General features: G+C 43.1%; 10 protein-coding genes and 1 riboswitch. Of the genes, 1 reads left to right on the top strand and 9 read right to left on the bottom strand.

Annotation, left to right across the window (positions count from 1 at the left end; translation table 11 throughout):
• Positions 1 to 62 precede the first annotated feature (62 nt).
• Both MAHAU_RS05385 and MAHAU_RS05380 read right to left on the bottom strand, forming a co-directional pair.
• Positions 63 to 1,367 carry a PocR ligand-binding domain-containing protein gene (locus MAHAU_RS05385; RefSeq protein ID WP_013780710.1) on the bottom strand — a complete coding sequence of 435 codons (1,305 nt, stop codon included), beginning with the start codon at positions 1,365 to 1,367 and terminating at the stop codon, positions 63 to 65.
• A 19-nt stretch (positions 1,368 to 1,386) separates the two neighbouring features.
• On the bottom strand, positions 1,387 to 2,262 hold the full coding sequence (locus MAHAU_RS05380; RefSeq protein ID WP_013780709.1) for a formate/nitrite transporter family protein: 876 nt from the start codon (positions 2,260 to 2,262) through the stop codon (positions 1,387 to 1,389).
• A gap of 830 nt (positions 2,263 to 3,092) precedes the next feature.
• A riboswitch (cobalamin riboswitch) is annotated at positions 3,093 to 3,272 on the top strand.
• Positions 3,273 to 3,361: 89 nt separating this feature from the next.
• On the opposite strand from MAHAU_RS05380, the gene cobT reads away from it, so the two are divergent.
• Positions 3,362 to 4,414 (top strand): nicotinate-nucleotide--dimethylbenzimidazole phosphoribosyltransferase, encoded by a 1,053-nt coding sequence (cobT, locus tag MAHAU_RS05375; RefSeq protein WP_013780708.1) that lies wholly within the window; start codon positions 3,362 to 3,364, stop codon positions 4,412 to 4,414.
• Between the two features lie 28 nt (positions 4,415 to 4,442).
• On the opposite strand, the gene MAHAU_RS05370 is transcribed toward cobT, so the two are convergent.
• From MAHAU_RS05370 to MAHAU_RS05340, 7 genes are all read right to left on the bottom strand, one after another.
• Complete coding sequence (locus tag MAHAU_RS05370) at positions 4,443 to 5,129, bottom strand: anaerobic ribonucleoside-triphosphate reductase activating protein (RefSeq protein ID WP_013780707.1); 687 nt, start codon at positions 5,127 to 5,129, stop codon at positions 4,443 to 4,445.
• A complete protein-coding gene (locus MAHAU_RS05365; protein WP_041644368.1) occupies positions 5,126 to 7,201 on the bottom strand; it encodes a ribonucleoside triphosphate reductase in 2,076 nt (691 codons plus the stop codon). Before MAHAU_RS05365 ends, MAHAU_RS05370 begins: the two co-directional genes overlap by 4 nt.
• Positions 7,202 to 7,319: 118 nt before the next feature.
• Positions 7,320 to 7,619, bottom strand: a complete 300-nt coding sequence (locus MAHAU_RS05360) for a TMEM165/GDT1 family protein (protein WP_013780705.1) — start codon at positions 7,617 to 7,619, stop codon at positions 7,320 to 7,322.
• Positions 7,620 to 7,869: 250 nt separating this feature from the next.
• On the bottom strand, positions 7,870 to 8,703 hold the full coding sequence (locus MAHAU_RS05355) for a sugar phosphate isomerase/epimerase family protein (RefSeq protein ID WP_013780704.1): 834 nt from the start codon (positions 8,701 to 8,703) through the stop codon (positions 7,870 to 7,872).
• A 31-nt stretch (positions 8,704 to 8,734) separates the two neighbouring features.
• Complete coding sequence (locus tag MAHAU_RS05350) at positions 8,735 to 9,868, bottom strand: glycoside hydrolase family 27 protein (RefSeq protein ID WP_013780703.1); 1,134 nt, start codon at positions 9,866 to 9,868, stop codon at positions 8,735 to 8,737.
• Positions 9,869 to 9,891: 23 nt separating this feature from the next.
• The gene (locus MAHAU_RS05345; protein WP_013780702.1) at positions 9,892 to 10,977 is read right to left on the bottom strand and encodes a Gfo/Idh/MocA family protein; all 1,086 of its coding nucleotides are present in this window, start codon (positions 10,975 to 10,977) and stop codon (positions 9,892 to 9,894) included.
• The gene (locus MAHAU_RS05340; protein ID WP_013780701.1) at positions 10,977 to 11,666 is read right to left on the bottom strand and encodes a ThuA domain-containing protein; all 690 of its coding nucleotides are present in this window, start codon (positions 11,664 to 11,666) and stop codon (positions 10,977 to 10,979) included. Before MAHAU_RS05340 ends, MAHAU_RS05345 begins: the two co-directional genes overlap by 1 nt.
• Positions 11,667 to 12,213: the final 547 nt, after the last annotated feature.

Genomic DNA, 12,213 nt, shown 5'->3' with positions numbered 1-12,213 from the left:
AGCATTATGCCGCTATGTCTTTATCATTCTTGCCAAATCGGGTATAATCTTGCTCTGGCTTATCAGCATACATTCCTGTATTGATTGGGTGAAAGACCGGTAGTCTTTTTAAATACCTTGCTGAAATAGCTGGCATCTTCGTACCCGACTTCAGAGGCTATGGCTAATATCGACATCGATGGATTAGACAAGAGTTTTTTTGCTTCTTCCACCCTTACCATTGTGAGATATTCCACAAACGTGATATTAAGTTCCTCTTTGAACAAATGGCTTAAATAATACGGGCTTATATAGATACTTTGAGCTACTTTTTCCAGCGATAGATCATTATTATAATTGCGGCGTATATAATTCATGGCTTCACTGAGTATTTTGGCATTTTTGATATTTTTGGTTTCGTATACCGAATCGAGAAACGCATCCAGCACCTTCACTATCCACCGGCATAAATCTTCAAATTTATTTATAGCGGACAGCTCGGAAATAAAGCTGTAATTTAACCCCAACAGCTTATCCAGACTGCCTCCACCTTCTACCGCTGCTCTGGATAAAAGCACTACCAATTCCATCAGCCGCGCTTTCATAATTTCAAGATTCCCAGCATTTTGGAAAAATATGGCTCCCAATATTTCGTTTAAAATCTTCTTTGCGCCAGTTTTATCCCCTATGCGCACCTTTCCTATTAATTCGCGTTCCTTATCAACAGGATAGCAGTTTTCTTCCGTTCTGGACTCCAACAACCTTATCGTCTCCTGCGCGCGTTTCATCTCAAAAATAGCTTCGGCAAGCTTTGCTTGCTGTTCGCTCAATTCTTTACGCTGTTGAAGTTCCGTTATGCCACGCTCAGCTATATAGCTGGCCATTACGAATAGCATCTCGGCCGACGCTTGTACGCTTTTGCTGGTCAGAATTTTTATTTTGCTGCTGGCCACCAATAATGATTCCTTATTCACAGGAAGGTCCTTAGTAGCTTCCTGGATCTCATTTATGGCAATTTCGTCCCAATTCCACATAAGCGCTGGCCCACATGATATGCTGCCCAAGTATATATCCTCGAACATTATAGGTGCCGAAAACTCTATAAGGCCGGCATGACAGCGAAATATATACGGCTCACCGAGCTTTGAAGCTAATTCTCCGCCTTTTACCATAGATTCTTTGCAACGTTCTATACCCATAGGGCAAGAACGCACCGTCTTACAAAACGGGCATACCTCATCATACCCATTGGGTACTATGGAATTTTGCCCAGAAGGATCGATGAATATAGCTCCTAATCCAGTAGCCAGCACAAATGAATTCAACAAGTCCTTCAACATATCCGGTTCCACCACATCGAATATGCTTACATCCTTTGACGTATCCACAGCGAGCTAACCTCCTTTGTTAAGCGCTCATTCCCTTTCTTGCTTTTTCTCTTTTTACAACTCCATTATTTCTTTTGTAACTATATATAAACCAGTATATCATACCTACAAGCAAACTTCCACCAACAATATTGCCCAACGTCACTGGTAGTAAATTGTTTATGATAAACGAACCCCAGTTGAGTTTATTTATCATATCCAAAGATACATGGCTGGCCTGAACGAAAGCATCATCGCTTTTGGCCAATATGCCGGCAGGTATATAATACATATTGGCCACACTGTGCTCAAAACCTGATAACACAAAAATCCATATGGGAAAGAATATAACGGCTACTTTACCGATCGCATCTTTTGCCCCGTAAGACATCCATACCGCTATACAGACCAACCAATTGCAAAGGATTCCAAGTATGAAGGCTTGCTCAAATGATAGATTTACTTTGGACACGGCTATTTTAACCGTCAATCCCCCCAGTGCACCGTTACTGGAATTCAAAAGATTGCTGTGGTTTATAAGGAGAGCAATCAATACAGCACCTACAAAGTTGCCAATATATACTATAATCCAGTTGCGCAGCATCTGCCCCATCGTAATTCTTTTATCCAGTACACCAATTATCATAAGGTTATTGCCCGTAAAGAGCTCTGCCCCTGCCAGCAACACCATAATAAGACCTGCGGAGAATACCGCTCCGCCTACAACTTTGCTCAAGCCATAATTGGTTATGGTATGAATGGCCATGTTAGACGCCTGAGCCGCGAGTGCTATAAAAACGCCGGCCAGTACAGCTAATACAAACGTTTTAATAGCATCCCTCTCAGCTTTCTGTACCGATGTTTGTGATACATGAGCGGCTATCTCGTCAGGCGCATTCATCTTATTATCATCCATAAAAATTCTCCCCTCAACGATATTTGTATACTATTGATGATAACAGCTTTAATTCTATCGTCAATGGGAAGATACAAATTCGGCATTTTATCACTCATAATCGCAAAATTTTGAATGGTTGCTGTGAAATTATGGTTTCAACAACTCTAATCAACATATCGGTCAACATCCTTAGCGATCGTCCCGGCCGCTGCAAAAGCTATTATACACGCAAAAAAATGAGGTGATTATTCAGGTACCGTTGCACGTGGGCGAAGGTACCGATTAGCCTCAAGGCGATTTTGTGGAGGATATCTGGTGAAACTTAGCGAAGTGTAGGACACGGCTTAAACATATATGCCTCGCTACGGCTGTGAAGCTGGACCACTACGCAATCAAAGATTGCTGTGGTCCTACGCTTCAAAAGCCCGCTCAGCATATATGTTTAAGCCCTCTACGAATAATCGGGCAGAAATAGCAGAAGCATTGGTATATGTCTGGAGCAGGCCTTAGAACGTTTCGCTGTACGCTCTGCAAGCGGAACGAAGAACAGGCGTGGCCGAAGGCACGGAGGCCGGATGCAGGCCGCCTGAGCACGGATGCGAATTGCGGCCGTTAGCCTGTTCGAGTGGAGCGAGCAGCTAAGCGTACAAGAAACATTCTTCAGACTACAGAGGACATATACCAATGCAATGCTTTAGTTTCACCGATATCCGAAACACATGAGCCAGAGGCTAATCAGTTACCAAGCCTGTGAGATACCTGAACAGTCACAAAATGAGCCTCACGCTGTGGAAAAGAACAAATAATTCATTGACATATTATAAGCAAATTGGTATACTGGAAACATAAAATAACTAGCATAAGCAGGTGCTCCGAAAGGAGATAATAGGGAACCGTGTGTAATTCTCGGGCGGTCCCGCCGCTGTATGCGGGGAATGTTTCTCACAATGCCACTGGCTATAGTGCTGGGAAGGCGAGAAATGCGATGATCCGCGAGCCAGAAGACCTGCCTGTTTATGATAAAGCACAGGGATGATGGTAAAGTTCTTGAATGCAGTCGATCTGCGTTCAAGAACTTTTTATTTTATAAACTTATAGAAATGAAAGGAGCCTTTTTATGACACTATTGCAAAACACCTTATCCTCTATATCTTCAATAAACGAGGATGCCGTAGCCCATGCCCAGCAAAGGCTGGATTCGCTTACCAAGCCGCCCGGCAGTCTCGGAATATTAGAAGATATAATAAAACAATTGGCCGGTATCACCGGTCAAGCCATACCCAAAATCGGCAAAAAAACCGTAATCATAATGGCTGCCGACCACGGCGTTGTAGAAGAAGGCGTCAGCGCTTTTCCGCAAGAGGTCACACCACAAATGGTGATGAATTTCTTAAACGGCGGCGCTGCCATAAATGTGCTAGCACGACATGCCGGAGCTGATATAGCATGCTGCGATATCGGGATAGCTACTGATATAAGCCATCCAAATCTTATAGTAAAAAAGATAAAATACGGTACCGACAATATGGCTAAAGGCCCGGCCATGAGCCGCAATGAGGCCATAGCCGCTATAGAAGGTGGTATATCTGTGGCCACTGCTCAGATATCTAATGGCTCGACGTTATTGGCTACAGGAGAGATGGGCATAGGCAATACTACCGCTAGCAGCGCCATATTAGCTGCTTTCTCCAATCTACCTTTACGCCAACTTATAGGCCGCGGCACTGGTATAAGCCCTTGTGGGCTATCGGCAAAGGAGATCGCGATACAAAAAGCCATAGATATAAATAAACCTGACCCTGCTGACCCCATAGATGTGTTACACAAAGTCGGGGGATTGGAAATAGCCGGGCTAACAGGTACTATTCTCGCCGCTGCTGCCCATAAAGTGCCCGTGGTCATAGATGGTTTCATATCCACAGCCGCCGCTTTAATAGCCGGTAAATTAGAGCCAAAAGCCGTACAATACATGATAGCTTCCCATGTATCCGAAGAACCGGGTCATAGCATAATGTTGGATATGCTAGGATTGCATCCCATGCTCCACATGAGGATGAGGCTGGGCGAAGGCACAGGTGCAGCGCTCGCTTTCCATATTATAGATGCTGTCACGCACATACAGGCCGAAATGGCCACCTTCGAATCGGCCGGGGTATCCACCGCATTCTGAAGGTCTTTTGCTAAGACTTCCGTAATATTTACCCTCTTATAACAATCGATGGCAAAAGATCGATTATATCAGCTTTAATCCGCTTTAAAAAACCCGGATCGCACGGCTTAGTACCGCAGATATGTTCGTTGAGCACGCCATCGCTATACTTGTATGGCTGGAGCACATACTTATGCGCTCCAGCTATGCAATTTGCTATATCGACAAAATCCTCCATGCCCATAAGGTTTTGATTAACAGTGGTGCGGAATTCATATTCTATACCGGATTCCATAATTATATTGATGCTTCTTTTTACATTGAATATATCCTCCTGTCGCACCACAAAGTCACCATATTTGGTCAAAGGCGCTTTTATGTCCATGGCTATATAGTCTAAAAACCCTTTGTTCAACAAGTCAGCCAATACGTCTGGCCTGGAACCGTTTGTATCCAGCTTTACTGCAAGCCCTTCATCTTTAACAGAAACTACAAATCCCTCCAGACTGTCCCACAGCGTCGGCTCACCCCCAGTAATACATATGCCATCCAGCAAATGACGGCGATGACTTAAATAGGCTAAAATATCATTGACTGCCCTAAGAGGTGGTTGCACTTTTATAAGCGAGCTGTTATGGCAATATGGGCATCGAAAATTGCAGCCGCTTACAAATACAGTAGCAGCTACTTTTCCCGGGTAATCGGCTAATGTTACCGGCATGAGGTCGTATATCATACCACAAATTCCTTGCGGTCAGAGAATTCCTGGCGTTTACCCTTGTTCCAGCATTGCACCGGCCTGTAGTAACCCACCACTCGGCTGTATACCTCGCACTCTCCGCCGCAATGCGGGCACGTGAAGTGCTCGCCCGACACATATCCATGGTCAGGGCATATCGAAAATGTCGGCGTTATCGTATAATACGGTATCCGGTAATTATAAGCTATCTTCTTTACTAGAGCTTTGCACGAATCCACATCGCTTATGCTTTCACCTATAAAACCGTGCAATACCGTACCGCCCGTGTACTTGCACTGCAATTCTTCCTGGAGATCCAAAGCGGTGAATATGTCATCGGTGAAGTCAACCGGCAACTGAGTTGAATTTGTATAGTACGGTTCCTTGTCGCCGCATGTTATTATATCCGGATATAATGCTTTATCCTTTTTAGCCAGACGATAGGATGTACCCTCAGCAGGCGAAGCTTCCAGATTGTATAGTATATCGGTTTGCTGTTGATATTCTTCCATTCTTTCGCTCATGAAATCCAATACCTTCAAAGCGAATTGACGGCCATCTTCCGAAGTTATGTCACAACCCATAAAATTGAGAAGCGCCTCATTCATCCCGATCAGTCCTATTGTATTAAAATGATTCTGCCAATATGACCCAAACCTTTCATATACATCCCTCAAATAGAAACGTGCATATGGATAAAGGCCTTCTTCTGTCATCTTTTCGAGCACTTCGCGTTTTATATCAAGACTAGTCTTAGCTATATCCATCATACGGCCCAATCTGCCCATGAATTCGTCTTCGTTTTTGGAAATATAGCCTATGCGCGGCATGTTTATCGTAACCACACCGATGGAACCGGTGAGTGGATTAGCGCCGAACAAACCACCGCCGCGTTTTTGTAACACACGATTATTAAGGCGCAAACGACAACACATACTTCTTACGTCCTCGGGTTTCATATCGCTGTTCACGAAATTACTGAAATACGGAAGGCCATACTTAGCTGTCATTTCCATAATTTTTCCCACTACTGGACTATCCCAGTCAAATTCCTTGGTAATATTATATGTAGGTATGGGGAATGTAAATATGCGACCACTGGCATCGCCTTCCATCATAACCTCAGCAAAAGCGGCGTTTATCATATCCATTTCACACTGGAATTCTCTGTATGTTTTATCCATCAGCTTGCCGCCGATTATAACGGGTTCATCGGCCAATATACTAGGCACTACTAGGTCCATCGTAATATTGGTGAACGGCGTCTGAAATCCGACACGCGTAGGAACATTTATATTAAATATAAATTCTTGCAGCGCCTGTTTTACTTCGTTATAACTTAATCCGTCATAACGTACGAACGGCGCTAAATACGTATCAAAGCTGGAGAATGCCTGAGCACCGGCTGCCTCTCCCTGCAATGTGTAGAAAAAGTTTACTATCTGACCTAAAGCCGTCCTGAAATGCTTGGCCGGACGGCTAGCTACTTTTCCATCCACACCAGTAAAACCGCTTATTAATAAATCTTTAAGATCCCAGCCACAACAGTAGGCTGAGAGCAAGCCGAGGTCATGTATGTGCAAATCACCATTGACATGGGCATTGCGCACCTCCACCGGATAGATTTTGTTAAGCCAATAGGACGATGTCACAGTAGTGGATATATGGTTATTTAATCCTTGGAGCGAATAGCCCATATTGCTGTTCTCATTGATACGCCAATCCATTTTGCCTATATATTGGTCCACCAAATCTTCCACATCAAGCAACGCTTTCTTTATCTCACGTATATCTTGATGCTGCTTGCGGTACAATATATAGGCTTTGGCCGTTCTGGCATAACCCTCTTCTATAAGGACTTTTTCTACTATATCCTGGACATCTTCCACCGAAGGCATGCCGCCGTCAAATCTTTGAAGCAGCATATCCACTACTTTATCGGTAAGGCGTACCGCTATACTGCGATCGCTACCGCCCACCGCTTGTGCAGCCTTGAATATAGCATCCTCTATCTTACTGCGTTGAAATTCCACGATACGGCCATCGCGCTTTTTTATAGATGTTATCATAGATGTTATCATAAGTCCAACCTCCAGCATATACATACTATATATAGTATATTATATAATATACTATACTATATATTCTATTGTAGCACCTTATACTGCGGTTAGCAAGAACAATTTTTCAATGCAGATATGTTCTTATGAATTCCGGAACCGCTCCCCATAACACGAATATACCTATAGCTACAAATAAGCCACCGGCAATAAGTTGCAAAACGGCTTGAGGTACATATTTTGCCACAACGTCTCCAAACAGCGCTCCTATAAGGGTCACCACTACTAGCGCTGCAGAGGCGCCGAGAAATATGGGCAGAGGCTGTTTATGCTGTGTCACCAGCGTAAATACAGCTAATTGTGTTTTGTCACCCATTTCAGCCAAAAACAACATGCCAAAGGCTATAAGAAACAATTTCCAATTCATATGTATCACCCTTTCAAGTTTATGTAAACAAAAAGACTTTTAGCAGAATTATTCATCCTGCTAAAAGTCTCATTCTCGGTACACCGATCGATGGAACCAGGCATAAGCCAGCATGTTGATTCCATCGGCCCTGTTAAGGGCAACTACTCCCTCTTAACGCATTTTATTTTACATTATTATTCGTATAATTGCAATAGCAAAGTGGACATCAAGGGCCAGCAAAGCTGGTTTGCCTTGCCCCTTAATGTCTTTATAGCCGTACACCGATATTCTTAGCCACCGCACCAATGTAATCGGCAGCCTGTACGCATTCATCATCAGATGACAAATGTTCTATGATTAGCGGCATATCGCTATCCAACGCATCGAGACGTTGTAAAAGAACGGCATAATTCAAGTATCCCAAGCCGGCGCGCACCTCGTCCAAATGTACCGTAAGCTTACCCGAAAGCAGTGTATCTTTGGCATGGCAACTTTTTATATACGGTCCAAGTTTGTCTATAAAATCGCATATAAATGTGCCATTATTATAATAACGAGCGGGACTGTTTATAAGGTTCACAGGGTCAAAATGCACAGCAAACTGAGGTCGATCTATAGCACGCAATAGATCTAAATAACTTTCAGCCGAATCAGGATATATCCAGGGCATAGGCTCCAGCGTATAAAAAGCACGCGATGGTTTTACAGCATCTATTATTTCTCTGACCGTATCCACTATCATATCGAACGTTTCTTGCGCCAAATTATCGGGATGAGGACCATCCCATTGCTCGCCACGTGAACCAGCAATATTCACGCAACAACGCGCTCCTACCTTGTCGGCTAAATCCAGTTGTCGCTGGCATAAAGCTATAGCATCACGACGTTCCGTCTCATTTCCGCTCAATGGATTGCTCCATGCTCCTACTTCGGCTATAACTACATCGGCACTAGCTGCAGCTTCTACATAAGCCTCCAACTCATGTCCTCCGGCATCGGCGGCAAGAGGCCAAATCGCAGCTCTATACCCATGACGTTTCAGCGCTTGTATCCAAGTTTCAGGGTCGCAATAATCATCAAATATAGGACCACCTAAACGCATTATAAATTCCTCCCGGTATAGTATACTTATTTTAGTCTTTTACCAGCTTTGCTCTAAATACTTTACAATGATGTGGTTTCAAATCACATGTGTAATTTTCTTTATAAACCCCGATATCTTCATGTTCCCATAGATCTCTCATTTTAAAGCCATAGCCGGTTAGAGAAGGTAAACCAATATCCCAAAATTGTAAAGAGCCTCTGGCATCGGTATCTCCCATATTGAAGAAACCAATTCCAAAGCTGCCATCGGAAATAGGCTTAACCAATACTTTAACGTTATTATAACCTATATTGCCACGTTCGATAAGATAAGCTTGACGGCCTTCGGGATCTTGGTTTAAGGCGATTATTTCTTTATTAGTTAAAATATTTACAGTTTCTCGATTCATCGCGCGTATATCACACCCTATCATCAATGGGGAATTCATCATGCACCAAAGCGAGAAATGAGTCCTGTATTCCTCATCGCTGCAGCCGCCGCGGCCTACATTTCCTTTACCATACATGCCAACTACCAGCATATCCATATCATTATAACAATGAGAGGCGCTATAACAATCCTTATCCATTTGACTTAATGCAATATCTCTGATTGACTCCCACTTATCCTCAATATCACCAGTAGAACGATACATATGCGCACCTGTCGAGCGAATCCACGCATATACATCATCGGCACCCCAGTTACAAGCACTGAAAAGTATATCCCTACCACAGTTTTTTAAAGCCATCCCCATCCTTTTATAAAGTATATGTCCCGGAATATGATGAGGTTTATAGCAATAATCATACTTAAGATAATCCACGCCCCACATTGCAAAAGTTTCTGCATCCACAAACTCATGTTCCAAACTGCCGGGATATCCCGCACAAGTCATGGTACCGACACAAGAATACATACCGAATTTTAATCCTTTAGAGTGGACATAATCACTAACTACTTTCATACCATTAGGAAATTTATTGTGATCAGGTACCAATAAACCATCTTTGCCTCTCTTTTTTTCTGCCCAGCAATCGTCGATTACAAGATATTGATAGCCTGCATCTAATAATCCTAGTTCTATCCAATCATCTGCTATTTCCTTAATCAATTTCTCGGATATATTCTCTCCAAATGTATTCCATGAATTCCAACCCATAGGCGGTGTATGTGCTAACATTTTATCTCCTCCATATAATTTATTTACAACCCCCGCGCAAACGGTTCAGGGCGCTGACATTTGCTTATGGGATAATAATGAGTCCCATTTTTTGAAGCATCGTGGATACCTTGCATGATATCCAATACATGAAATGCCATCTCACCGTTAGCCCTATGCGGTCGATCCTCCAATATGGCGTAAGCCATATCAGCTACCCCGATACCGCGGCTATTATCGGAAAAACCATAAACTAGCGGTATCTCTTTCCAGTCATTCGTGTCATTCCTTTTTAGCAGTATAGGCCCTCCAAAGGTATTAGGATCAGGCACTATAAGCGTACCCTCGCTACCGTATATTTCCATTCTAGGCGTTTGCGATGCCCAAACATCAAAACTTGTCACGATAGTAGCTATTGCTCCGCAATCAAAGTCCAATATACCAGCTATATGAGTCGGCACTTCAACATTTATTTTATTACCGTATTTAGGTTGGCTGGTGATAACCCTTTCAACGAAAGTTATCCGAGCTGAGCCAGTCACCCTGCGTACAGGACCCAGCATAGCTATAAGGGCGGTAAGGTAATAAGGGCCCATATCGAACATAGGCCCTCCACCGACTTGATAATAGAATTCAGGATCAGGATGCCAGCTCTCATGACCATGGCAGAGCATAAAAGCAGTTGCAGCCACCGGTTTGCCTATCCAACCATCATCGATGAGCTTGATACAGGTCTGTATACCGCCTCCGAGAAACGTATCGGGCGCATTGCCTACAAGCAATCCTTTATTTTTTGCCACATCGATGATCCTCTTACCATCCTCACGCGAAATAGCCAGTGGCTTTTCACTGTAAACGTGCTTTCCTGCTTCTAAAGCTTTTATTGCTACTTCAGCATGAGAACCGGGGGTGGTAAGATTAAGGATAATCTGTATATCAGGATCGGCCAATAGCTCTTCAACCGTACAGTATTTAGGGATGCCGAATTTTTGAGCTTTCCCACAGGATCGTTCAGGCATCATATCCGCACAAGCTGCTACCTCGGTAACATCAAATACAGTGGTTAAATTTTTTATGTAAATATCAGAAATATTTCCGCAACCAATAATACCCACTTTAACCTTGCTCATTAGTTTAACCCTTCCCGACTCGCAACTTCCCTGCCTTCAGCCGCCCATAAAAAACCTCGCCTCATTATTTCACGAGGCTCTCTCATTTCAAATATATCGGCGTGATGACCTAAAGAACAATAAAATACCCTTCCTGCTCCCCACCGTTTAGTCCATACTACCGGAGCATCTACTTGGCCATTAGCCGCATGGTAACCGTCTACTACCGGAAAGCGAGTGGTAGCAAGCACTTCAACGGCCGGATCTACATGCAGATAGTATTGCTCGGATTTGACTACAAAATCGTCTATCCCTTCAACTATAATGCTGGAGCCTCTTTTGATATTAACGGTATATTCCACACCATCATTTCCGGGATGTGCTACCCAGTTGCCGCCTGTCATAAACTGCCACTCAACGCATTCCCTAAACGCATCACACATGCCACCGTGACAACCGGCAAGACCAACCCCATTTCCTACAGCTTCTAATACCGGATTGACTTGTTCCTGAGTAATATTGCCCATAGTCCATATAGGTATTATTAAAGACAAATCCATCAATTTTTTCTTGTCCAGGAACGCATCTAAAGTATCCGATACTTCCACCTCAAAATCCTCGTCTACCAGTATCTTATGGAATACGTCAGCTACCTGAATTGGTTGATGTCCTTCCCACCCACCTCGTACAATCAATGCTTTTTTAGGCATAGCAAAACCTCCAAATACAAATTTATGCGTATAGATTACTATATGCATACTACAAATACAAGCGTTATATGTTACAAACAATTTGGCAATTATTTATGTCTGCGTATTTTATTTTGCAATTGACCACCAAATTTATAACGAAAAACCTTTCTTATAATCGGTACACAATGGTATCCATTACAATGCTTTTCATTAGCCTGTTCTAAAAAATACTCATAGAAAAGGTCTGGGATAACCGTAGTTAGAATATAGCAGAAAATGCTTATATAACATTATTATCAGCGAACAGCCAATTCTTCGATCAAATCTTGATTTAGTTCTATGCCAAGGCCGGGACTTTGAGGTATATAGAGCTAATTGCGATGTTCATAACTATAGATAAATAGCACGTTTGCAGGCACGATAAAAAACATTTTACCCCACGCACATGCCCAAAAATAGCTGATATTTCCCCAGATAATTCTTTAGAGGTAACTGCGTATTTAGGCCCTGGAATGACCGCTGTTATATGGTCCAACGGTGATGGCAAGAGCACGATACTTCGCAT

Origin of the sequence: Mahella australiensis 50-1 BON, assembly GCF_000213255.1 — a bacterium.
In the GTDB taxonomy this organism is placed as follows: Bacteria; Bacillota; Clostridia; order Mahellales; family Mahellaceae; genus Mahella; species Mahella australiensis.
The sequence above is the reverse complement of the archived record's forward strand: the minus strand, read 5'-3'. Positions and strand labels throughout refer to the sequence as shown.

Excerpts from the sequence above, each read along its gene's own strand:
- MAHAU_RS05380 (WP_013780709.1), bottom strand. The coding sequence starts at position 2,262 with ATGGATGATAATAAGATGAATGCGCCTGACGAGATAGCCGCTCATGTA.
- MAHAU_RS05350 (WP_013780703.1), bottom strand. The coding sequence starts at position 9,868 with ATGTTAGCACATACACCGCCTATGGGTTGGAATTCATGGAATACATTT.
- MAHAU_RS05365 (WP_041644368.1), bottom strand. The coding sequence starts at position 7,201 with ATGATAACATCTATAAAAAAGCGCGATGGCCGTATCGTGGAATTTCAA.
- MAHAU_RS05370 (WP_013780707.1), bottom strand. The coding sequence starts at position 5,129 with ATGATATACGACCTCATGCCGGTAACATTAGCCGATTACCCGGGAAAA.
- MAHAU_RS05355 (WP_013780704.1), bottom strand. The coding sequence starts at position 8,703 with ATGCGTTTAGGTGGTCCTATATTTGATGATTATTGCGACCCTGAAACT.
- MAHAU_RS05345 (WP_013780702.1), bottom strand. The coding sequence starts at position 10,977 with ATGAGCAAGGTTAAAGTGGGTATTATTGGTTGCGGAAATATTTCTGAT.
- MAHAU_RS05340 (WP_013780701.1), bottom strand. The coding sequence starts at position 11,666 with ATGCCTAAAAAAGCATTGATTGTACGAGGTGGGTGGGAAGGACATCAA.
- cobT (WP_013780708.1), top strand. The coding sequence starts at position 3,362 with ATGACACTATTGCAAAACACCTTATCCTCTATATCTTCAATAAACGAG.
- MAHAU_RS05360 (WP_013780705.1), bottom strand. The coding sequence starts at position 7,619 with ATGAATTGGAAATTGTTTCTTATAGCCTTTGGCATGTTGTTTTTGGCT.